This window comes from Staphylococcus sp. EG-SA-14 (genome assembly GCF_017151935.1).
Taxonomy (GTDB): Bacteria; Bacillota; Bacilli; order Staphylococcales; family Staphylococcaceae; genus Staphylococcus; species Staphylococcus aureus.
Map to the genome: position 1 here is coordinate 1 of NZ_JACVZM010000031.1, position 24716 is coordinate 24716.

Consider the following 24716-nt stretch of genomic DNA (forward strand, 5'->3'; position numbering starts at 1 on the left):
GACGGCACCCTAGGAAAGCGAAGCCATTCAATACGAAGTATTGTATAAATAGAGAACAGCAGTAAGATATTTTCTAATTGAAAATTATCTTACTGCTGTTTTTTTAGGGATTTATGTCCCAGCCTCTCTTATGCAGTTGATGCGTAGCATCCAACTGTATTCCTCTATTTTTCAACTTTAGTTGTTAGGGGCTCTTATGCATGCGCTTAGCGCAGGCGCTCCTACTTTTCAACTTTAGTTGTTAGGGGCTCTTATGCAGTTGATGCGCAGCATCCAACTGTGTTCCTCTATTTTTCAACTTTAGTTGTTAGGGGCTTCTTTCTAAAATAACTAAGTGAATTATCTATATATGAAGAGGTCTCCAATACTTTTTATATAATTCGTGATTACATTCTATACTTTTAATTGTATTTTCTGCTGTATGGAAAGTTGGTTTTATTAATTCTGATTATGTTCAGAACTACAATTCATAAGAAAAATGTGTTAAAATATATTTGTAGTAAGTAGAAGCAAAAGATGAAAATCTTTAACTCTTGAAACACAAAAAGGGCAACACTCGGAAACATGTTACCCTAATGAGCCCGTTAAAAAGACGGTGACCTTATATTTTATTTAAAAATAGCCTTCAAAATGCCGGTCAAAGCGAATAGAAGGTTATTTTTTATGGTCTTGAGTACTAATCAATACTAAACCAATGATTGTTAATACAACCATCAGCATTTCAAAATCAGACATGCTAGTCCTTTCTAGGAGTAACAACTATAACCATAGGCATCACCCCTTTATTAAGAGATTAGCCACCATCTATCCAACTTGCTCAATAAATATTATAACATGCACACTTTTAAACAGTAATTCATAGTATAAGTTTTTTCATTTCTTAATCAACTCGATAAACAGTTGAGTGACATACCCTTGTCTAACTAGCTATTTCTTCCCCTGTTATCGTTTGTTCATCATATAAAAATTTAATTTCTCATTTTTTATTCTCTGATAAAGAAGAGCACCAACCTTTTCGGCTGATATGCTCCCTTCAAAATAGACATTGAAAAATGAAAACTTTGAAAGAGAAATCGTCAGTCTATTATTGATAAGTATTATCCTATCCTCGAAAAATTACTTTCAGACACTAGTGAACAAAAATTTTACTATAAGCGTATACTTTGGCAATATTCGAAGGAAAAACATGGATTAACCTGTGCATATTATACATTTAGAGCTTATATACTTAAACATGATGAATTTACTCCTTATATTATGAAATGTTATCAATAGATGTCGCCTAAAGATACAACAAGATTCGAGACAAAACCTGATCATCAAGCACAGTTTGACTGGAAAGAAAGCATTAACTTTAAAACGAAAGATAATCAAAGGATTCCACTATATATAGGTGTGCTACTACTTTATTATTCTCGTTTTATAATCATGCATAACAATGAGTAAATCAAGTGATGCCTTATTTAATTCATTAACACAATCGTTTGAGCTAATAGAAGGTGTATATAATGAACTTGTAACGGATAACTTGAAAATAGTCATGTATAAGCCAAGAAAAGAAAGTACAAGTGGTCGAATAAATCGTAGATTTAAATAATTCGCTGATGGTTTTAAATTTCAAGTAAAACCTTGTATTTCCGGCCTCCCTAGAAAAAGATAAAGTTGAATCAATAACAAAAATATTAGATGAAATTAATGCTTACCAAGACGAATTGCATTTGGAAGAGATTCCTAAGTTTTTTTAATCTTAATGAACGATTTAACTACTAAGTTCATACTAGTACAGGTAAATTGCCTATTACTGCCTAAGAGAAAGAAAAAATTTTCTTACAACCACTACAGAATGTGAATGTAAAAAACTCATATAAAGTGAAACATATCTTACTTATGGAATGAAATGTTTGATTATCCCAAAATCACAAATGCGATTTTGGAGTTGTTAGGGGCTCTAACGCAAATACACCCCTACTTAAAATAACGGTAGTTGTTATAGTATACTTAAATGCATAAACCATATAAAAGGTGATGCTAATATGACATACGGTTCAATTGTAGCTATACTCTGTGCCCTATTTGTGATTTTCTTCATTCCATATATGGAGAAGAAAGACAAAAAGAAGAAATAACACTAGTATCTGGATTACTAGCATACAAAGGAGCAGTAAGACATTTTCTAATAGAAAATAACTTTACTGCTCCTTTGTAAATTACTCTTCAACTATTGTAAATTAAATAATAAATAACTGCCGATGTTATTAATCAGCTAAAAAATGTTTTGCTAAATATTTTGCTGCGCCATCTTCTTCATTCGTGTATGCCGTTACATCTGAAGTTAATGCTTGTATTTCAGGACGTGCATTTTTCATAGCAACTGTATAATGACCAAATTCAAACATTGCTCTGTCGTTATCACTATCTCCAATAACTAAAGTTTCATCTTGATGAATGCCAAAGTGTTCAATCATTTCTTTAATACCAGTGCCTTTATCAGTTTGATAAGCCATTGTTTCCGCATTAAATCTTGATGAATTTGAAACACTAATCTGTAGTTGCACATGATTTTGCTTTAATTCATCTCTAAATGCTGTTATTTTTTCTAAATTAGAACTGAATAGATAAATTTTTGAATATTCACCTTCAGGAAACTTAGTTACCCAATCTATCTTACCAGCAAGCGCATCTTGTCTTGAAGACCATTCACTATAACTTACGCCATTAATAGGATCTTGACTACGAATCATATCTCGCATCCATGTTTCATCTTCTTTTAAAGAAACTCTATTACCTTCAAAAGGAAATACCTCATAATAAATTTGTTGGCGCTTAGCTAAATTAGTAATTTGTTGCACTTGAGCCAATGATAAACCATGCTTGAAGATAATTTCTCCATCTACTTCTCCAATTGTTCCATTTGAACTAATGATGCCATTAACCGCAAAATCTTGAGGTACAAGTTGATGTATTTCAGAATGCGAACGTCCTGTTGCTAAAAATACTTTATATCCTTTCTCTCTCAATTGATTAATGACATCTTTCGTATACGTTGATGCTTGATTATTTTCATGTAAAATTGTTCCATCCATGTCCAAAAATATTGCTTTTACGTTATCCATATTGCCCTCCACTGTCCATTTTATCTTAATTAAATTTTGTCATTATTAGTTAGTATTTGCAAAATATTTACTCTAACATTGCCATAGAAAATCGATTATTCCATCTTTGAACTGCTACATTTTTCTGGAAAAATCGTGACATGTTTTCAGATGTCAAAATATCATCTATTAATCCTTGTTGTACACTTTCCCCATCTTTTAATAGCAAAATTTTAGTAAAGTTACCAGTAATTTCTTCAATAAAGTGCGTCACATAAATCATCGCAAGCGTTGGAAATGAATCTGACAATGAGTCAAGTATACTTAACAACGATTCTCGTGCAATAAAGTCTAAACCAGCTGCTGGCTCATCTAAAATTAAAACCTGGGGTTGCCCCATTAAAGCTCGCGCAATCATCACTCGTTGTTTTTCACCTGTAGATAAATAACCAATATATTGTTGCGCTTTAGCAGACATTCCAACTAATTTAAGTAATTGATGTGCTTCATTACGTACTTCTTCATCAATATCTTGATAAACACCAATTGATTTAAAAGCACCGCTTATCACCACATCGATTACTCTTTCACCCTCTTGAAACTTTTCCAGTAAACTATGAGATACAAAACCTATATGTTGTCGTACAGTCTCTGCAGAATACCCTACCTTGCCTGGCATTTTACCGAAAAGGTTAACAGTTCCAGATGTTGCAGGCTCATACGCATTTAAAATATTTAGAAGTGTTGTCTTGCCAGCACCATTCAACCCATATAATATCCATTTATCACCTTTAGCAATTTGCCAAGAAATCTTTTTTAAAATTGTTTTTCCTTGCTTAATTCGCCCAATTTGATCTAATTGAATTAACATGCGAGGTCACCCCTTTATTGCTACTCCATACTTCTCATAAAATCATATTAACATAACACCCTTAATTGTCAGACTATTTAAATAAATAAAACACTTCATTTTTACGCATTTCTGCCAAATTAAGATGAAGTAAAAGCTAAGTCGACCTAAAAAAGCACCCTTCTAGTCGATTAATCTAAAAGGGTGCCATATACTTTAATTTTAATACATGATTGATTCTAAAAAAGTGAATTATTCCACAGTAACTGATTTAGCAAGGTTACGTGGTTTATCAACATCTAAATCTCTGTGTAATGCTGCATAGTATGAAATTAATTGTAATGCAACCACTGATACTAATGGCGTTAACAATTCATGTACATGAGGAATGACATAAGTGTCGCCTTCTTTTTCAAGACCCTCCATAGAAATAATACATGGATGTGCACCACGTGCTACTACCTCTTTAACGTTACCACGAATTGATAAATTAACTTTCTCTTGTGTTGCTAAACCTACAACTGGTGTACCTTCTTCGATTAAGGCAATTGTACCATGTTTAAGTTCTCCACCAGCAAAACCTTCTGCTTGAATGTAAGAAATTTCTTTAAGTTTTAACGCACCTTCTAAACTTACGTTATAGTCAATAGTACGTCCGATAAAGAATGCATTGCGTGTTGTTTCTAAGAAATCTGTAGCAATTTGTTCCATAATTGGTGCATCGTCAACAATTGCTTCTATTGCTGTTGTTACTTTTGCTAATTCTCTCAATAAATCAATATCTGCTTCACGACCATGCTCTTTTGCAACGATTTGAGACAAGATTGATAATACTGCAATTTGTGCAGTATATGCTTTTGTAGATGCAACTGCGATTTCAGGACCCGCGTGTAATAACAATGTGTGGTCTGCTTCACGTGATAAAGTTGAACCTGCAACATTAGTGATTGTTAATGATTTATGACCTAATTTATTAGTTTCAACTAATACGGCGCGGCTATCTGCAGTTTCACCTGATTGAGAAATATAAACGAACAATGGTTTTTCAGATAATAATGGCATGTTGTAGACAAACTCTGATGCAACGTGTACTTCAGTTGGTACGCCAGCCCATTTTTCTAAAAATTCTTTACCTACTAAACCTGCATGGTAGCTTGTACCTGCTGCAATAACGTAAATGCGGTCTGCTTCTTTAACATCATTGATGATGTCTTGATCAATTTTCAAGTTACCTTCTGCATCTTGATATTCTTGAATAATACGACGCATTACTGCTGGTTGTTCATGAATTTCTTTTAACATGTAGTGTGCATAAACACCTTTTTCAGCATCTGATGCATCAATTTCAGCAATATATGAATCACGTTCTACAACGTTTCCATCTGCATCTTTAATAATAACTTCATCTTTTTTAACAATAACGATTTCATGGTCATGGATTTCTTTATATTCGCTTGTCACTTGTAACATTGCAAGTGCGTCTGATGCGATAACATTGAAACCTTCACCAACACCTAATAATAATGGTGATTTATTTTTAGCAACATAGATTGTGTCTTTGTCTTCAGCATCTAATAAACCTAATGCATATGAACCATGTAATAATGACACAACTTTTGTAAATGCTTCTTCAGTTGAAAGTCCTTGATTTGAAAAGTATTCAACTAATTGAACGATAACTTCTGTATCTGTTTCTGAAATGAATGATACACCTTGTAAGTATTCACCTTTTAACTCTTCATAGTTTTCAATAACACCGTTATGAACTAGAGTAAAACGGCCATTTGATGATTGATGTGGATGAGAGTTTTCATGATTCGGTACACCGTGTGTTGCCCAACGTGTGTGACCGATTCCAACAGGTCCATCAAAATCGCTACTATCAGCAACTTTACGTAATTCTGCAATACGACCTTTTTCTTTAAATACAGTTGTATTATCATCATTTACTACTGCGATACCTGCAGAGTCATAACCTCTGTATTCTAATTTTTCTAAACCTTTTAATAATAATTCTTTGGCATTATCATAGCCAATATAACCAACAATTCCACACATAACGACATTTTCCTCCATATTGGAATAGTAAGCGTAAATTATGATTTATTGCCGATAATTTAGATTGACAATCTGCTTTCATAATATAAATAGGAACATGCTATCATCGCATTCATCCATAACAAATTAAGCATAGTTATTTTTACAACTATACAAATTGCTCACACTGTACTTTCCATATTAATATTTTTTATATTCAATTTCTGGCGATCTTATTAACTTTGTCCATTAAGTCACCCTAATGTTTTACTTAATAAGCTAACGAATGAGCCACATCCGGGATAGCATCCGCCGATCTATTCGATCACTATCCTCCTCGTCTACAAATACATATATTGCACTCTATAAAGGCCACTCATATATTAACCTTTAATCTTCAAATACAAATATTTATTTGCACAGGCGCTTTAACTGTACTGCCGAACTTTCCCCCTTTCCATTAATCATTATTGTACAACGGTGTTGTTTTGTTTTGCAAATATTTTCACAATAAAATTTTAAAAATCCTAAAACAATTTTTTTGTTTTACTTTTTCAAAATATCTATACTGTCACATTGATGACACTTTATTTAATTTTGTCACATTTGTTTTGACAAAGTTGATTTTTGTTTATATTGAGTAACAAGTAACGTCTCTATACACTATATATAGTCACATATATTAAAAAAGAGGTGTAAATATGTCACAAACTGAAGAGAAAAAAGGAATTGGTCGTCGTGTTCAAGCATTTGGATCATTCTTAAGTAGTATGATCATGCCAAACATTGGCGCTTTCATCGCTTGGGGTTTTATCGCGGCCATTTTTATAGATAATGGATGGTTACCTAACAAAGATTTAGCTACTTTAGCAGGACCAATGATTACTTATTTAATCCCATTATTGATCGCATTTAGTGGTGGTCGTTTAATTTATGATTTACGTGGTGGTATCATCGCAGCAACAGCAACTATGGGGGTCATCGTTGCATTACCTGATACACCAATGTTACTTGGTGCAATGATTATGGGTCCACTTGTTGGTTGGTTAATGAAGAAGACCGACCAATTGATTCAACCTAGAACGCCGCAAGGTTTTGAAATGTTATTTAATAACTTTTCTGCTGGTATTTTAGGATTTATCATGACGATTGCAGGATTTAAAATTTTAGCACCACTTATGAAATTTATTATGCATATTTTATCAGTGGCAGTTGAAGCATTAGTACATGCACACCTACTTCCACTTGTAAGTATTTTAGTAGAGCCTGCAAAAATTGTATTTTTAAACAATGCGATTAACCATGGTGTATTCACACCGCTTGGTGCAGATCAAGCTGCAAAAGCTGGTCAATCAATTTTATACACAATTGAATCTAACCCTGGACCAGGTTTAGGTATCTTACTTGCTTATATGATTTTTGGAAAAGGCACTGCAAAAGCAACGTCATATGGTGCTGGAATTATCCACTTCTTAGGTGGTATTCATGAAATTTATTTCCCATATGTATTAATGCGTCCTTTATTATTTATCGCTGTTATTTTAGGTGGAATGACTGGTGTTGCAACTTATCAAGCAACAGGATTTGGATTTAAAAGTCCCGCGTCACCAGGTTCATTTATAGTTTACTGTTTAAATGCACCTAGAGGTGAATTCTTGCACATGTTACTCGGTGTCTTCCTTGCTGCACTTGTATCATTCGTTGTAGCTGCTTTAATTATGAAGTTCACTAGAGAACCAAAGCAGGATTTAGAAGCTGCGACAGCTCAAATGGAAAATACTAAAGGGAAAAAATCAAGCGTTGCTTCTAAGTTAGTATCTTCTGATAAAAATGTTAATACAGAAGAAAATGCTAGTGGTAATGTTAGTGAAACATCTTCATCAGATGATGATCCTGAAGCGCTATTGGATAATTACAACACTGAAGATGTTGATGCACACAATTACAATAATATAAATCATGTTATTTTTGCCTGCGATGCGGGTATGGGTTCTAGTGCAATGGGTGCAAGCATGTTACGTAATAAATTTAAAAAGGCGGGCATTAATGATATTACAGTTACAAATACTGCGATTAATCAATTGCCAAAAGATGCTCAATTAGTTATCACTCAGAAAAAACTAACTGATCGTGCTATTAAACAAACACCAAATGCCATCCATATTTCAGTGGATAATTTCCTTAATTCACCAAGATATGAAGAACTTTTAAATAATCTAAAAAAAGATGATCAAGCATAATAATTAAATAAATTAAAAAATGGAGGATACCGCCATGTTATTGAGTACACGTGAAAAAGAAATGATAGCCCTATTGATTAAGTACCACGGTCAATATATCACTATACACGACATTGCTCAGCAACTTGCGGTGTCCTCTCGTACTATTCACCGTGAATTAAAAGGTGTTGAAGCATATTTAACTTCATTTTCATTAACTTTAGAACGCGCAAACAAAAAAGGGCTACGCATTGCTGGCGCAGATTCTGATTTAAACGATTTGAAGCAATCGATTGCACAACATCAAACCATTGACTTATCTGTTGAAGAGCAGAAAGTAATTATTATATACGCTTTGATACAAGCCAAGGAGCCAGTTAAACAATATAGTTTAGCTCAAGAAATTGGCGTTTCTGTCCAGACTTTAGCAAAGATGTTAGATGATTTAGAGCTTGATTTAAATAAGTACCAACTATCTTTATCTCGAAAGCGTGGCGAAGGCATTTACTTGGTAGGTACTGAATCAAAGAAACGTGAATTTTTAAGTCAATTAATGGTGAATAACTTAAATAGTACTAGCGTTTATTCAGTAATTGAAAATCATTTTGTCTTTCATTCATTAAATCAAATCCACAAAGACTTTGTTGACTTAGAGCGTATTTTTAATGTTGAAAGACTATTAATGGACTACCTAAGTGCCTTACCCTACCAACTTACCGAATCAAGTTATTTAACTTTAACTGTCCATATCGTGCTATCCATTTCACGTATAAAAAATGGAGAGTATGTCGCATTAAACGATGATATTTATGATTCTGTACAAAACACATTTGAACACAAAGTAGCAAGCGAACTTGCTGATAAACTTGGTCAAATATATGACGTCACGTTTAATCAGGCAGAAATTGCTTTCATTACTATCCATTTACGTGGAGCTAAACGAAAAAATCTTAATGATACATCATTAAATAATCGTTGTGAAGAAAACAAAATTAAAGCGTTTGTTAACAAAGTAGAAATGATTTCAGGTATGACATTTGCGGATTTGGATACTTTAGTAGATGGACTGACGCTACACCTTAATCCTGCAATCAATCGTTTGCAAGCTAATATCGAGACCTATAATCCGTTAACAGACATGATTAAGTTCAAATATCCAAGACTATTTGAAAATGTAAGATTAGCTTTAAATGATTGTTGGCCTGATTTGATTTTTCCAGAGAGTGAAATTGCTTTTATAGTTTTACACTTTGGTGGCTCGATTAAAAACCAAGGTAATCGATTTTTAAACATATTAGTCGTTTGCAGCAGTGGTATGGGAACTAGTCGTCTATTATCAACTCGTCTAGAGCAAGTTTTTAGTGAGATTGAGCGTATTACACAAGCATCAGTCAGCGATTTGAAGTCACTAGATTTAAGTCAATATGATGGCATTATTTCTACTGTGAATTTAGACATCGACTCCCCCTATTTAACGGTAAACCCATTATTACCAGATAGTGATATCAGTTATGTCGCACAGTTTTTAAATACAAAGTCTACGTTCCAAGAGACGCATGATAAATCATCAAACATGATTGATAAGGATGATGTTCATGTTGAAACGAAAGATATTGATGGCAACACATCTTTTGAAAATGAACAAACTTCATACTTAACTTCAGTTTTCGAAAAACATTTAAGTGACGAAAAATCAGAACAATTAATGCATCATATGCGTTCGGGTTTAACTTTGCTTGATTCAGTGAAAATAGTTAGTACCGAAGTTAAACAGTGGCAAACATATATCGCAGATTATCTATATCAATGCGATGTAATAAACGATCCAACGTCATTCGCTGAACTACTAGAGCAACGATTGATTGACAATCCAGGATGGATATTAAGTCCATATCCTGTTGCAATACCACACCTAAGAGACAATATGATTAAACACCCTATGATTCTAATCACAGTTTTAGAAGAACCGTTAATATTGCCTAGTATTCAAAATGACAATCAAACAATTAAATATATGATTTCCATGTTTATTCCTGACAATGATTTTATGGCATCACTGGTAAGTGACTTGTCCGAATTTTTAAGTTTGAAATTAGAATCTATTGATACTTTTATGGAAAATCCACAGGAACTTGAAACATTATTAAGAAACAAATTTTTAGAACGAATTAAAAAACAATTTATTTAGGAGTGTACAAAATGAGCGAATTATTTAGTAATGACAATATCTTTTTAAATGTAAATGTTAACAGCCAAAATGAAGCAATTGAAAAAGCAGGTAAAGCCTTAGTTGATAGTGGTGCTGTAACAGATGCTTATATTCAAGCAATGAAAGATCGTGAGCAAGTCGTATCAACATTTATGGGAAATGGCTTAGCAATTCCTCATGGCACAGATGAAGCTAAAACAAATGTGATTCACTCAGGTTTAACATTATTACAAATCCCTGAAGGTGTTGACTGGGATGGCGAAGTAGTTAAAGTTGTCGTGGGAATCGCTGGTAAAGATGGCGAACATTTAGACTTGTTATCTAAAATTGCAATTACATTTAGCGAAGAAGAAAATGTGGATCGTATCGTTCAAGCAAAATCTGCAGAAGAAATTAAACAAGTATTCGAGGAGGCAGATGCATAATGAAAGCAGTTCACTTTGGTGCTGGTAACATAGGTCGTGGTTTCATTGGTTATATTCTTGCAGACAACAATGTTAAAGTAACATTTGCAGACGTCAATGAAGAAATCATTAATGCTTTAGCTCATGATCATCAATACGATGTTATTTTAGCTGATGAGTCTAAAACAACGACGCGCGTGAATAATGTTGATGCAATTAATTCAATGCAACCTTCTGAAGCGTTGAAACAAGCAATTTTAGAAGCAGATATTATTACAACAGCTGTTGGTGTTAATATACTACCTATTATTGCTAAATCTTTTGCGCCTTTCTTAAAAGAAAAAACAAACCATGTTAATATTGTTGCTTGTGAGAATGCTATTATGGCAACTGATACATTGAAAAAAGCAGTACTTGATATTACTGGCCCTCTTGGTAACAATATTCATTTTGCTAACTCAGCAGTTGATAGAATTGTACCATTACAAAAGAATGAAAATATATTAGACGTTATGGTTGAGCCATTTTACGAATGGGTTGTTGAAAAAGATGCATGGTATGGTCCAGAACTAAACCATATTAAATATGTTGATGATTTAACACCATATATTGAGCGTAAATTATTAACTGTGAATACAGGACATGCATATTTAGCGTATGCTGGTAAATTTGCAGGTAAAGCTACCGTATTAGACGCTGTAAAAGATAGTTCAATTGAAGCTGGCTTACGCCGTGTTTTAGCTGAAACAAGTCAATATATTACTAATGAATTTGATTTTACTGAAGCGGAACAAGCTGGTTATGTTGAAAAAATAATAGACCGTTTCAACAATTCTTATTTATCTGATGAAGTGACACGTGTCGGACGAGGTACGTTACGTAAAATTGGCCCTAAAGATAGAATTATAAAACCATTAACATATCTTTATAATAAAGATTTAGAACGCACTGGTTTATTAAATACAGCTGCATTGTTATTGAAGTATGATGATACAGCAGACCAAGAAACTGTTGAGAAAAATAATTACATTAAAGAACACGGTTTAAAAGCGTTTTTAAGTGAATATGCTAAAGTTGACGATGGCTTAGCCGATGAAATAATTGAAGCGTACAATTCACTTTCATAATTTATTGAGCTTTGTTTGAAACAAGAAGTTTCCAACGTTATTCGTTAACAATCAGTAATAATGTAGTAGTTCCGTTGAATTAACAATATTAAATTTCTGAACATAAAAAATACTCCCTTCAACATAGACACTTAACTTGTGTTATGTATGAAAGGAGTATTTTTGCGTTAATAATTTGTTTTATTTTCGAGCCACAGCCACCTATTCGATGGCTATTGGTCATTACTAAAACAAATTCATATTAACTGTTAGACTTGGTTACTTAGTAAGGAATATTTCCCTATGAAATAACTAGATGTTCACATTCTTGAATAAATTTTATTCTTCAGTTTGTTGGTCTTTCTTAGTGAATCTTCTAATTAAGAATGCCATACCTGCACCTAGAGCTAATTCAGCATATGGTAAATCGTCATTATGTGACATACCAGTATCTGGTAAAGTTTTAGCTTGTTGTTTAGGCTTATTAACTTTTCCTTGTTGAGCTGATTTTGTCTTAGCTTGGTGGTCGTCAGTGTTAGTTACTTTAAGCATATCTTGATGCATACTATGACTACCATTAGAAACTGTTGCTGAAGATGCATTTGCACCACCATTTTGCATAGCTTTATTGTTTGCATCTGGGCCAACTGATGTTTGCGTATCATTAGTATCTGCTGTTGCCGTATCATCTTTTTGGCTAACATTAGTTGAAGTCATTTTATCTTTTGCTTCAGAAGATGCAGATGTTGATGGTTTATTCGAAACTTCAGTATCAGCTTTGCTTGGCGATTTATCTGCTTCGTTAGATGCAACGTTAGTTTCAGACTTAGGTTGTCCTGCATCAGTTTGATTTGACGTACTTTCCTCTTTATCTTTTGATGTATTAGAAGGTACATTTGGTTCTGTTATGTCTGCTGAAGGCAATGTTTCAGTTGTTGATTCAACCATACTTTGATTTGTTGAATCTCTACCATCTTTTTCTGCCTTAGCTTTATTTTCAGATTTTGGTTGTGCAACCTTGCCATTAGTTGATTGAGATTCAGCACTATTATTTACTTCAGCATTTTGTTTTGAATCATTTACAGATGCATTATCTTTACTATCAGCAGATGATGCTGCTTCTGTGCTCGCAGTTGTTGGAGCCGTCGTTGTTGATCCTGTTGGTGCATTCTCGTTTGTTGCTGTAGTTGTACTATTGTTATTTGTTGTGCTTTCTGCTGGCGTTGCATTATCTGTTTCTGTTACAGGTTTATCAGTTGTGCCGTTATTAGTTGATTCTACTTTTGGTTTACTAGTTACATCGTTATCCATTGTCGGACTGTTTGTTGATGCATCTGCACTAGAATTGTTATTAGCTTGCGGTTTATCCTTTGCATCATCAGTTGCTGATGTTACTGTTGTTTCACCTGTTGCCGCATCACTATTATTTGGTGTTGTCGGAGAAGCGTCTGCTTTGCCATTATCTGTCGTCTCAGATACGTTAGGTTGTCCAGTGTTTTCTGGTGTTGCATTAGCATTTGAATTTGCTGTTGCATCATTATTATCTGTACCATTATTAGTATCATTAGCATCTGGATCATTCTGAGGCACAATCGCTTCAATTGCAGGTATCGTTACATTTTGTAATTCAGCAACCTCTGTATTTGTTTGTGTTTTATCTAATTTATCAGCAAATCTGTCAAAATATCTACCTAAATCTGTACGTGCAATTTCTTTCGCCGATGCATCTGCATCTGCATTTTTAATTATTTCTATTTGCTTGTTAACCACTTCTCTAATTGCTTCCAAAGCATTTTTCTTAACTACTGGATTAATACGTTGTGCTTTAAGTTGTTCAAGCGCACTATTTTTGACAGTAGCGATTTCTGCATTTGTAGTTTGATCAGAAATATCTTCAGTTGCTTTTGATAAAATGTCTTCTAAAGCATTCGTAAACGCTTCTTTTTCTTCAGTTGTAGCATCAGCGTCGACATTTACACCTGCTTCAATCTGGTCTAGTGCAGTTTCTAATTCTTCGATAGCTTTTTGTTTTTCTGTTGAGTCGATTTGAATGTTATCAAATGCTTCAAGTCCTTGAGCTTTCGCTTTTTCAACTTCAGCAGTTGTTGTTGCATCAGTAATACCTTGTTTAGCTTGATCTGTAATTTGTTTAATCATTGCTAATGCTTCAGTTTTTTCTTCAGCAGTTAACTGGTCACTTTGATCAATAGATTCTTTCGTATCTTCTGCTTTAACTTCAATAGCTTGGTTCGCTTTAGGTTTAACAGTAGCATCTACTTGAATAGCATCAATTGCTGCTTTACCTTGTGTTAATGCATCATCAACGTCACCATTATCCACACCATTATTAATGCTTTCTAATGCAGTTTGAACATTTTGGTCAACTTGCTTAATTGCTTGTTGCTTTTCATCTTGTGTTGCATTAGTGTCAGCTGAAATATTATTTTTCTTCTGATCTGCATAAGCATATAAATCTGTTGTAGCTGATTCTTTTTTACCTGTTGGAATTGTGTAATCGTTAATATTATCTAAGTCATTATGAATTTGAACTTCAATGTCATCTTTAGAAGTAGCTTGATTAACATTTTGATCCGCAGTTTGTTTTAATTCAGCAAGTTTTTGTTTCGCTTCAGCAATTTCACTTGAAGTCGATGCGTTAGAGTTATCCGCTTCGTTTACTTTAGCATTATATGCATCTGCAATTTTAGCTAAAGCATCTTTTTTGTACTCACTAAATGTTTTAACTGCATTAATTTTAGCTTTTCCTTCTTTAACTGCATTATCAACATATTCATTTGTTGATGATTGATCGACATTTGTTTTCGCTTGATTTAATTCAGTATCAATTTCTTGTTTTGCATCATTAATTTCTTGTTGTGATGCATTTGGTGTTTGTTCTATTTGTGTTTTCTTATCAGCTGCAGCTTGATCTAATTCTTTTTTACCTGCTGGTTTCTTAACAGGATTTGCATGAAGTTGTTGAACTTTTTGTACTGCTGTATCTTTAGCAGTAGTTACATCAGCTGTAGTAGTTGCTGCATTAATATTATTTAAACCTTCTTCATATGCTGCTCTAACTGGTCCAATATCGTTACCTTTTTCTTCATTAGTAGTCTCATTATTATTAAGTATTTCAGTTATTTTATTTTGCATTTCAGTTAGCAATTCCGCTCTTGCATTCGTTTTAACATCTGTTGATGCTTGAATTGGGTCAATTGCTTGAATTGCATTATCTTTTGCAGTGTTTACATCATCGATTGACTGTGCATTTTCAATATTTTGATTACCTTGTGTTAATTGTGCGTCTACTTGTTGGTTTGCTTGTTCTTTTTCTTCAGTAGTCGCATCTGCAGTTTGTGCAATAAGCGCTTTTTGTTCGTTTGCTTTTGTTGCTAATTCATCTTTCGCAACATCTTTAATTGTTGTATCTGCAGTAATACCTTGAATATCAGCAACTGCTTGATCTTTAATTTGCGTAACATCATTAGTTGTTTGTGCATTTAAGATATCTTGATACGCTTTTTCTTTAGCTTTTAAAACTAAATCTTTTGCTGCATTTTTCTCTTCAGTTGTAGCACCAGTTGTATTATCAATTGCTTGATTTTGAGTTGTCACAGCTTGATCAACATCATTTTTAGCATTTGATTTAACCGCTGTTGCTGGTTGTGTGCTTTGAATTGAATTTTTTCCAGCGTCTTTCGCCTGATCTACACCATTATCATCAGTTGCAGCTGTAATATTATTTTTCGCGTCTGTAACTGCTGTTGCTAATTGTTGAATAGCTGCTTCTTTTTCTTCATTTGTAGCGTTCTGATCATTATTGATAACATTTGTTTGCGTTGCTTGTAATTGATCAATCTCATCTTTAGCCGCTTGTTTCTTCACAACTTTTGGTGTTACCGCATTAATTGCTGCTTCTGCATTAGCTTTCGCTTCATCAACATCGGCATTTGTTGTAGCTGCTGCAATGGCTTGAATTGCTTTACCATTTTCAGTATTTGCTTCTGCATCAGCTGCTTGTTTTTCTTCATTTGTTGCATCTGGTGTAGCTTGAATTGCTTGCAATTTGTTATTTAAAATTGCTGTGATTTCATTACGTGCAGTTGCTTTTTTATTAACTGTTGGTGTTACTTGATCAATACTAGTTTCACCTGTCGTTTTCGCTTGGTCTACATCATTTTGACTATTAGCAGCTTCAATGTTGCTATTTGCTTGTGTCACAGCATTATCTACGTCCGCATTAGCCGCTGCAATTTCTTCAGCAGTAATATCTTGCGTTTGAGCGATTGCTGTTTTACGTTCATTCGCTTTCGTAGCAATTGCTTGTTTCGCATTATCTTTAGTTGTTGTTGCTGGCTGAATCGCTTCAATTTTAGCAATTTCTGCATTTTTAGCCGCTTCAACTTCCACATTTGAATGAGCTGCATCTATTGCGGCATCAGCAGCCGTTTTTTCAGTTTGAACTTGTTGTTTAGCAGCTTCTTTTTCTTCTGTTGTTGCACCATTATTAGCATCAATTGCTGTCTCTTGTGCTTGTACTTTGTCAGCAATTGCTTGTTTCGCTGTTGGTTTAACATTTGCATCAGGTGTAATGGCTGCGATTGTAGCTTCATTTGTAGTTTTTGCATTATCTACATCTGCATTTGCTGCAGCATTATCTATATCAGCGTTTGCAGTAACTACTACTTGATCAACTTTGTCTTTCGCTGCTTGTTGTTCTTCAGTAGTCGAATCATTCATTGCTTCAATTGCAGTTTTGCGTTCACTTGCTTTTTGAGCGATTTCCGCTTTAGCATCCGATTTCTTAGTTGTTGCCGCTTGCACTTGATTAATTGCAGCAATACCATTGTCTTTAGCTGTTGTTACATCACTGTTTGTATTTGCAGCATCAAGATTTGTTCTTGCTTCTTGTTTTTTAGCATCTAATTCTGTATATGCTGCTTGTTTTTCTTCTGTAGTTGAAGCATTGCTATTTTGAATTTCTTGTTTACGTGTATTATATGCGTTTTCTACTTCTGTATCAGCTGCAGGTTTAACTTTTGCTTGTGTTTGAATTGCATTGATTTTATCTAATACTTTTGATTTTGTATCAGCAACTTCCTGTTTTGATTTAACAACTTGGATGTCATGTAAACCTTGCTTTTGAGCTGCTTCTACTGCTGCATCAGCTTCTGCTACTTCTTCATTTGTTGCATTTGAAACTGTAGCATTTTGAGCTTTTCTAGCTGTTGCAGCTTGTTTAACTTCATTATAGGCATCCATTTTTGTTTGCGTAGAGTCAGTAATATTTTCAATTTTTGAGATTTCTTCGTTTTTAACTCTTTCTAAATCTTGTGCAGTCGTTGTCGCTTCAATTGCTTTAACACCAGAAACTTTAGCTGCATTAATACGTTCAATAGCTTCCGCTACTTCTTCATTTGTTGTATCAGGATTTAAAGGCGCTTGATCAATTTGTGCTTGTACAACTTCATCAAATTCTTCAAGAGCTGCTGCTTTGGCTGTTGTTGCAGGTGCAGTTTGATTAATATCATTGATTGCTTTTGTTTTAATGGCTTCTACTTGTGCATTTGTTGTTGCTGCATCAATATCTTTAATTGCCTTTGTTTCAATTTTACCAATTTTATCATTTGCTACATCTTTTTCATCTTGTAATGATGCATTTGACTTTTTAATTTGTTGTTTACGAGTTGTAACTGCTTGGATAATATCTTGTTTCGCTTGAGGTTTAACTGTTGGTGTAATCACATCTTGTTCTAACACTGCGATACCATTATCTTTTTCAGTTGTGACACCTTGTGATGTTGTTTGTTTATTAATTTCTGCGATTGCATTATTTTTATCATTGTTAATTTTAGTCACAAGCGCTGCAACTTCATCTTGCGTAACTTTTTTACTTTGTTGTGCTGCTGTAACCTTTTCTTGAGCTTTAGCATCTAATTCAGCAATTGCTGCTTGATTATCAATTAATGCAGCTTGTAATTTAGTTACTAAACCGTCAATATCCGCTTGAGATGCACGATTTGCAGTTTCAACGTGATTCGCATCTTCATTTAAAATAGTGTCTGCTTGTTGTTTAAGTTTATTGTATTCTGCAATTGATGCTGTTGTGTAATGACTATTATCAACTTGTGAGTTTACTTGTTGTTGCAACGCATCTTTGTTCATTTCAACCGCTACTGAAAATGGATCTGCAGTTAGTGTAACTTCTGGTTGCGCATTATTAATTACAACATCTGAAGCAGTACGATATGTTAATTTTTCATTAAAATCAATATTTTTAGGTGTATCGATATTCGCAACATTAACTTTATATGATAATTTTAAAGATTTATCTGGGAATAAAACTTCTTTAGTGTGTGTACCACGTGCCGTTGTCACACCTTGGCTTGTAAATGTAACTTTATTTGCATTTTGATCATAATTAACAGTCATATTTTTCAATACTGTACTGTCTTCATTACCATTAGGGAATGTTGTAGTTAATGAATCATTAACGTAAGTTACACCTTGTGGTAATGTTACTTCATATTTAAATTGATCTGCTTTTAATGAAGCACCAAAATTACCATTGTTACCGATTTCAGTATTAATAGTATATTCTTTATTGTTAGTTGCTTTCGGTGCTAAATCTCTATTTTTGACATATAAATGTGATCCTGAGAATAGACCTACATTATCAATGAATGAATAGTATTTATAACCATCTTTATTTGTTGTAATTCTTGAAGCATCAGCAACTGCTGTATTGTCAGGAATAAATTGTAAATCTAAACGATCAGCATCAGTTGGTACTTTAAATAAATGTGCAGTACCAGTCTTAGCAACATTTACAGTTGCTAATTCAGTATTTTTCTTAGCATCTTTAATAACTAAATTTGTTGCACCTTGCTTACTATTCGTTTGCATAGTAGTAAAGTTAATAATTAATTCTGAATCTGGTTTTACATTTACAGTTTTTGAAATACCGTTAAAGTTACCATGATCTGTAGAATCATTTGCATTCACACGACCTAATGCAGCCACGTTTCCTTTAGCTTGATAGTTTTGAGGGTTATTCTTATCAAACATATCGCTTCGTCTTAATTCTGAGTTAACGAAACCAATCTTACCGTTGTTAATTAATGAATAACCATTTACTTTATCTGTAACAGTTACAGTTGGATCCTGTCTATTCTCATCTGTTGATATGGCAGGATCATCAAATGTTAATGTCGTATTAATACTGCCTTCACCAGTATTGCTAGCATTTGGATCTTGAGTTTGTGCGTTTGCTGCTACAGGTGCTGCTGGTTGCGCTGCTGCTGGAGCATTCGCTGGCTGTGTTTGATTTGCCGGTGTTGCTTGATTTCCAGGTTGTGCTTGTGCAGCGTTATTCGGATCAGCTTGATTACCTTGTCCAGCTGGTTGTGTATTTGGTTGTGCTGCTCCTCCTGCTGGATTAGCCTGTCCACCTTGGTTTGCTGGCTGTGCTGCAGGATTAGCTTGAGCACCAGCATTTGCGTTAGGCTGTGTATTGGCATCAGCTGGTTGTGCTGGTTGATTTTGTGCAGGCTGATTTTGCTCTGCTGCAGACGCTGTTGTCGGGTTAGTAGATATAAAAGTAACAGTGGCAATTAAAGCTGAAAAAATACCGACATTAAATTTTCTGATACTAAATTTTTGTTGTCTGAATAAATTCATTAAGTCATCCTCCTGGTTGATTATTCTCGCTGTTAAATGATTTCACTTAATCAACTGTTAAGATAAGTAGTAGCATCTGCGTTAAAAACACAAAGCAACTCTATCTAATTAAAATTAATTTTATCATCATTATATATTGAGTACCAGTGTATTTTATATTACATATTGATTACTTTGTTTTTATTTTGTTTATATCATTTTACGTTTGTACTATAAATTATTTCTAGAAACACAAAAAAACCGATGCATACGCATCGGCTTATTTGTAATACAGTATTTATTTATCTAATCCCATTTTATCTTGAACCACATCAGCTATTTGTTGTGCAAATCTTTCAGCATCTTCATCAGTTGCTGCTTCAACCATGACACGAACTAATGGTTCTGTTCCAGAAGGTCTTACTAAAATTCGACCTTCTCCATTCATTTCTACTTCTACTTTAGTCATAACTTCTTTAACGTCAACATTTTCTTCAACACGATATTTATCTGTTACGCGTACGTTAATTAATGATTGTGGATATTTTTTCATTTGTCCAGCTAATTCACTTAGTGATTTACCAGTCATTTTTATTACAGAAGCTAATTGAATACCAGTTAATAAACCATCACCAGTTGTATTGTAATCCATCATAACGATATGTCCAGATTGTTCTCCACCTAAGTTATAATTACCGCGACGCATTTCTTCTACTACATATCTGTCGCCAACTTTAGTTTTATTAGATTTAATTCCTTCTTGTTCAAGCGCTTTGTAAAAACCTAAATTACTCATAACAGTAGAAACAATCATGTCATTATTCAATTCTTGATTTTTATGCATTTCTTGACCAATAATAAACATAATTTGGTCACCGTCAACGATTTGACCATTCTCATCTACTGCTATGATTCTGTCTCCATCGCCGTCAAATGCTAACCCAAAATCACTTTCAGTTTCAACAACTTTTTCTGCTAATTTTTCAGGATGTGTAGAGCCACATTTCTCATTGATATTATATCCATCAGGACTACATCCAATTGTTTCAGTATCTGCTTCTAAATCACCAAATAAGAATGGCGCTAATGATGATGTTGAACCATTTGCACCATCTAAAACAATTTTCAAACCTTCAAAGTTAACATCTACTGTTGATTTTAAATAGCTCAAATATTTTTGTGCCCCTTCAAAGTAATCTGAATAATGTACAATATCATTGCCAACTGGTCTTGGTAATTCTGGGTTTTCTTGATCCAACAATGCTTCAATTTCATTTTCTTGTTCATCTGATAGTTTAAAACCATCTGATCCAAAGAATTTAATACCATTATCTGCAACTGGATTATGAGAGGCTGAAATCATTACACCTAACTCTGCACCCATATCGCGTGTTAAATATGCAACACCTGGTGTTGAAATAATACCTAATCGCATCACTTCTGCACCAATTGAAATCAAACCAGCTATTAATGCTGATTCTAACATTTCACCTGAAACTCTAGTATCGCGACCTACAAGTACACGTGGGTGTTTTTCACCTTTGTTATGTGCTAGAACATAGCCACCGTATCTTCCTAATTTAAATGCCAATTCAGGTGTTAGTTCTTGGTTTGCGACACCTCTTACTCCGTCTGTACCAAAATATTTTCCCATTGTTTACTCTCCTTTAATTTAGCTATTTATTTTACATTTATATAAGCCTTCGTTTCACTTGGTTGTGCTTTAGTGACATGTTCTGGTAAATTGATTTTTACAGTCTTTTCAGTTGATTCTGAAATACCATCTAAATCTACTTCTGCATCAACTTCGCTTATATTTTGTAAGTCATCTCGACTACCGAAGATTTCAATTTCTTTATCTTCTAAATCAATCGAACTTAACTCTTTATCATCTGCTAAACTACCTTTCTGTTTAACATTTACTTTAACCTTTTTGCTAAAAGGCTCTACTTTAACTTGTAAATTCACTTCATTAGGTTGAATCGATACATTTAATTTATTCAGTTTTTTATCAAAAGCCGTTACTTCTGCGACATCTTTTGTGTCACCATTAATCTTTTTATTAGTTTTAAAAGTGGCTTTTAAATAAGCGATATCATTCAATTGTTCTTCTCCACCTGTTACTTTAACTGTTTGTGGTGAAACTTCTTGCTTTGTAATTTTATAAAGTGGATCAATATCACTCTGACTTACATCAGGTTGAACTGTCATCTTTTTAGTTACTTTGTTTTCAAGCGTAATATTTGCTAATTTAGGTTTTACAGAATAATGAATGTCATCAGCTAACCCTTTAACTTGATACTTCTCTTGATATTTTCCAGCTTTAGCATTTGATAAATCAATCACTACTCTTAAATCTTCTGGATTTTCAATTTTTATTATCTTTGATTGTGGTCCTGAAATAGTCACATTAACTGTTTCAGGCGCTTTTGTTAAATGCAAATCTTTAGTGTTATAAAGAATTTCAACGGGTACATCTTGAATCGTTTTACTAGACTTTTGACCAAGATTACCAGTGTTAAAGATATTTCCAAAAACATTGTTAACAGATAAAAAGAAAAACAATGCCAAAAGAAAGGCAATAAATCTCAAGCCCCATTTACTTTCTAGCATATTATTTCACACCTTTCTTTTGAAAGCGTGTGCCAAACCAATGTTCAGCAAGCAACTCTTCAAAAATTTCGTTTGAAATGTCTCGTCGTAATTTTCCATCAAATGTTACCGAAATATCACCAGTTTCTTCAGATACAATAACGGTAAATGCATCAGATACTTCTGAAATACCAACCGCAGCTCTATGTCTTGTACCCAAACTTTTAGATATCTTAGGACTATCAGACAATGGCAAATAACTTGCTGCTGCTGCAATCTTAGTGCCTTGAATAATCATTGCACCATCATGTAAAGGTGTGTTAGGTATAAAGACATTAATTAAAAGTTCTTGCGAAATATTTGAATCCATTGCAATACCTGTTTCAATATAATCTTGAAGACCTGTTTCTTTTTCAAAGACAATTAATGCACCTATACGTCTTTTAGCCATATATTGCACAGCCTTTGAAACCGATTGAATCAATTTCTCTTCATCTTTACTATACGTATTAGAAGTATAGCGTTTTAAAAAGCTACCTCTACCAAGTTGTTCTAACGCACGTCTAATTTCTGGTTGGAATATTACTATTAAAGCTAATACCCCCCATTGAATAACGATATCGAATAATTTAGATGTTGCAGTCAAATTCAATATCATACTTATCTGCTGACCAATAACAATTACTAATATCCCTTTAAGTAATTGTATCGCTTTAGTTCCCTTAAAGACTGTGATGAGAAGATAAAGTACATACCAAACTATCAGTAAATCAAGGATACTCGTTACAATTTTTAACGTACTGAGGTTTTGAAAAAAGTTGGAAAAATCCATAACATCTCCTCCGGGTAATATTTTTCCATAATACCCATTATACCAATCATTTACATCACTGTCATACGAACATATATTTAAATAGAAAAAATTTATTTTAAAGATTATAACTACTCTTAATCATTTTAGTGAATTAAAAAAAGTAGTGCAAAAAGCAAAATATACTTTATACACTACAAATCATTTATTTATAATAAAGTTTCACCAAAAAATGTTCCAACTAATGAAACCGCTTGTTCAGCAGTATGATTATTACTGTCAATCAATGGATTTACTTCAACTAAATCCATTGAGGAAATTAAATGTGATTGATGCAGTAATTCCAATGCAAAATGGCTTTCTCTATAACTAAGACCACCCAAAACTCTAGTACCAGTGCCTGGCGTTTCAAGCGGATCTAAAGCATCAACACCTAAAGATAAATGAACGCCATCAACATTGCGTGACTTCAAATATTCTATTGTATTTTCAATTACTTCCTTTATCCCCAATTTATCAATATCTGACATAGTAAATGTTTTAATATTATGATCTTTGATAAATTGTCTTTCACCTTTATCTAAATCTCTCATACCAATTAGTACGATGTTTTCTGGCTTGATTACATTACTATTTAATTCTAAAAGTTCTTTGGGACCTTCGCCTGTCAAAATCCTTAGAGGCATACCATGAATATTTCCACTTGGTGACTCTTCAGGTATATTTAAATCACCATGTGCATCATACCAAATAACACCTAAATTATTATAATGTTTACTTATTGCTGATACTGAACCTACCGCAATAGAATGATCTCCACCAAGAACTAGAGGAAATCTGTTATTTTCAATTGATGCTGAAACTTCTTTATTTAATTTTTGATTAACATCTATAATTTCATCATAATTTCTTAATCCTTTTTGTTCACTATGAAATTTTTCAATGTTCACAGCAGGTACCTTAATATCCCCCTTGTCATATACATCAAGGTCTAATTGCTTTAATCTTGAAATTAATCCAGCATATCTAATTGCTGTTGGTCCTAAATCAACACCTAATTTTCTTTGTCCAAATGTTGATGGTGCACCTATAATATCAATTGCTTTTGTCTTTGTCATAAGCGTCCCCCTTTGCTCTATGTAATTAAAGAATAATGTATGCGCTTACCATTATCAAGCAATAGCTACACATATAATCTGTTTATCTTATTACTTCATAAAAAAAAGCACTTCCCAAAAATGGAAAGTGCAAGTAGTGAGCCATAGAGGATTCGAACCTCTGACCCTCTGATTAAAAGTCAGATGCTCTACCAACTGAGCTAATGGCTCTAATGGCTGGGCTAGCTGGATTCGAACCAACGAGTGACGGAGTCAAAGTCCGTTGCCTTACCGCTTGGCTATAGCCCAATATATATATGGTGGAGGGGGGCAGATTCGAACTGCCGAACCCGAAGGAGCGGATTTACAGTCCGCCGCGTTTAGCCACTTCGCTACCCCTCCAGCTTATTCATATAATTTAATAATCAAAATGGTGGAGAATGACGGGTTCGAACCGCCGACCCTCTGCTTGTAAGGCAGATGCTCTCCCAGCTGAGCTAATTCTCCAAAATAATGACTCCTACGGGACTCGAACCCGTGTTACCGCCGTGAAAGGGCGGTGTCTTAACCGCTTGACCAAGGAGCCATGGCTCCACAGGTAGGACTCGAACCTACGACCGATCGGTTAACAGCCGATAGC

14 protein-coding genes, 5 tRNA genes and 1 pseudogene are annotated in these 24716 nt (G+C 33.9%); 5 read left to right on the plus strand and 15 right to left on the minus strand.

Annotated features, from left to right (window positions below; genetic code table 11):
• Positions 1-654 precede the first annotated feature (654 nt).
• Positions 655-759 (minus strand): hypothetical protein, encoded by a 105-nt coding sequence (locus IDG63_RS13320; RefSeq protein WP_001802298.1) that lies wholly within the window; start codon positions 757-759, stop codon positions 655-657.
• A 160-nt stretch (positions 760-919) separates the two neighbouring features.
• Positions 920-1018, minus strand: a pseudogene (locus IDG63_RS14960) (recombinase family protein); the annotation flags it as partial.
• A 420-nt stretch (positions 1019-1438) separates the two neighbouring features.
• Here IDG63_RS14960 and IDG63_RS13325 point away from each other — a divergent pair.
• Complete coding sequence (locus IDG63_RS13325) at positions 1439-1597, plus strand: hypothetical protein (RefSeq protein WP_001792784.1); 159 nt, start codon at positions 1439-1441, stop codon at positions 1595-1597.
• A gap of 658 nt (positions 1598-2255) precedes the next feature.
• On the opposite strand, the gene IDG63_RS13330 is transcribed toward IDG63_RS13325, so the two are convergent.
• The 3 genes from IDG63_RS13330 to glmS all read right to left on the minus strand — a co-directional run bounded on the left by IDG63_RS13330 (position 2256) and on the right by glmS (position 6000).
• Positions 2256-3113 (minus strand): HAD family hydrolase, encoded by an 858-nt coding sequence (locus IDG63_RS13330; RefSeq protein WP_000370931.1) that lies wholly within the window; start codon positions 3111-3113, stop codon positions 2256-2258.
• A gap of 67 nt (positions 3114-3180) precedes the next feature.
• Complete coding sequence (locus IDG63_RS13335; protein WP_000908174.1) at positions 3181-3963, minus strand: ABC transporter ATP-binding protein; 783 nt, start codon at positions 3961-3963, stop codon at positions 3181-3183.
• Positions 3964-4194: 231 nt separating this feature from the next.
• Positions 4195-6000: a glutamine--fructose-6-phosphate transaminase (isomerizing) gene (gene glmS / locus IDG63_RS13340; protein ID WP_000334465.1), complete on the minus strand. Its 1806-nt coding sequence runs from the start codon at positions 5998-6000 to the stop codon at positions 4195-4197.
• Positions 6001-6680: 680 nt separating this feature from the next.
• Here glmS and IDG63_RS13345 point away from each other — a divergent pair.
• Genes IDG63_RS13345 through IDG63_RS13360 form a run of 4 tightly spaced genes read left to right on the plus strand, consistent with a single transcriptional unit; the run spans position 6681 to position 11938 of the window.
• Positions 6681-8219 carry a PTS mannitol transporter subunit IIBC gene (locus IDG63_RS13345; RefSeq protein ID WP_000083807.1) on the plus strand — a complete coding sequence of 513 codons (1539 nt, stop codon included), beginning with the start codon at positions 6681-6683 and terminating at the stop codon, positions 8217-8219.
• Positions 8220-8253: 34 nt separating this feature from the next.
• Positions 8254-10386, plus strand: a complete 2133-nt coding sequence (locus IDG63_RS13350) for a BglG family transcription antiterminator (protein WP_000927338.1) — start codon at positions 8254-8256, stop codon at positions 10384-10386.
• Positions 10387-10397: 11 nt separating this feature from the next.
• Positions 10398-10832 carry a PTS mannitol transporter subunit IIA gene (locus IDG63_RS13355; RefSeq protein WP_001292149.1) on the plus strand — a complete coding sequence of 145 codons (435 nt, stop codon included), beginning with the start codon at positions 10398-10400 and terminating at the stop codon, positions 10830-10832.
• Positions 10832-11938: a mannitol-1-phosphate 5-dehydrogenase gene (locus IDG63_RS13360; RefSeq protein ID WP_000648723.1), complete on the plus strand. Its 1107-nt coding sequence runs from the start codon at positions 10832-10834 to the stop codon at positions 11936-11938. The genes IDG63_RS13355 and IDG63_RS13360 overlap by 1 nt, the downstream gene beginning before the upstream one ends.
• Positions 11939-12256: 318 nt before the next feature.
• Here the strand turns inward: IDG63_RS13360 and fmtB are convergent, their stop codons facing one another.
• From fmtB to IDG63_RS13410, 10 genes are all read right to left on the minus strand, one after another.
• Complete coding sequence (fmtB, locus tag IDG63_RS13365; protein ID WP_001048275.1) at positions 12257-19597, minus strand: LPXTG-anchored DUF1542 repeat protein FmtB; 7341 nt, start codon at positions 19595-19597, stop codon at positions 12257-12259.
• Between the two features lie 277 nt (positions 19598-19874).
• The gene (glmM, locus tag IDG63_RS13370) at positions 19875-21230 is read right to left on the minus strand and encodes a phosphoglucosamine mutase (protein WP_000521495.1); all 1356 of its coding nucleotides are present in this window, start codon (positions 21228-21230) and stop codon (positions 19875-19877) included.
• 26 nt (positions 21231-21256) lie between these two features.
• Positions 21257-22189 carry a CdaR family protein gene (locus tag IDG63_RS13375; RefSeq protein ID WP_000894032.1) on the minus strand — a complete coding sequence of 311 codons (933 nt, stop codon included), beginning with the start codon at positions 22187-22189 and terminating at the stop codon, positions 21257-21259.
• A gap of 1 nt (position 22190) precedes the next feature.
• Positions 22191-23000, minus strand: a complete 810-nt coding sequence (cdaA, locus tag IDG63_RS13380; RefSeq protein WP_000347896.1) for a diadenylate cyclase CdaA — start codon at positions 22998-23000, stop codon at positions 22191-22193.
• Positions 23001-23188: 188 nt separating this feature from the next.
• Positions 23189-24097, minus strand: coding sequence for an arginase (rocF, locus tag IDG63_RS13385; protein ID WP_086095883.1), 909 nt, complete (start codon positions 24095-24097; stop codon positions 23189-23191).
• Positions 24098-24234: 137 nt separating this feature from the next.
• Positions 24235-24307: transfer RNA gene (locus IDG63_RS13390), tRNA-Lys, on the minus strand.
• A gap of 3 nt (positions 24308-24310) precedes the next feature.
• A tRNA-Gln gene (locus IDG63_RS13395) sits at positions 24311-24385 on the minus strand.
• A 9-nt stretch (positions 24386-24394) separates the two neighbouring features.
• Positions 24395-24478, minus strand: a tRNA-Tyr gene (locus IDG63_RS13400).
• 29 nt (positions 24479-24507) lie between these two features.
• A tRNA-Val gene (locus IDG63_RS13405) sits at positions 24508-24583 on the minus strand.
• A gap of 7 nt (positions 24584-24590) precedes the next feature.
• Positions 24591-24662: transfer RNA gene (locus IDG63_RS13410), tRNA-Glu, on the minus strand.
• Positions 24663-24716: the final 54 nt, after the last annotated feature.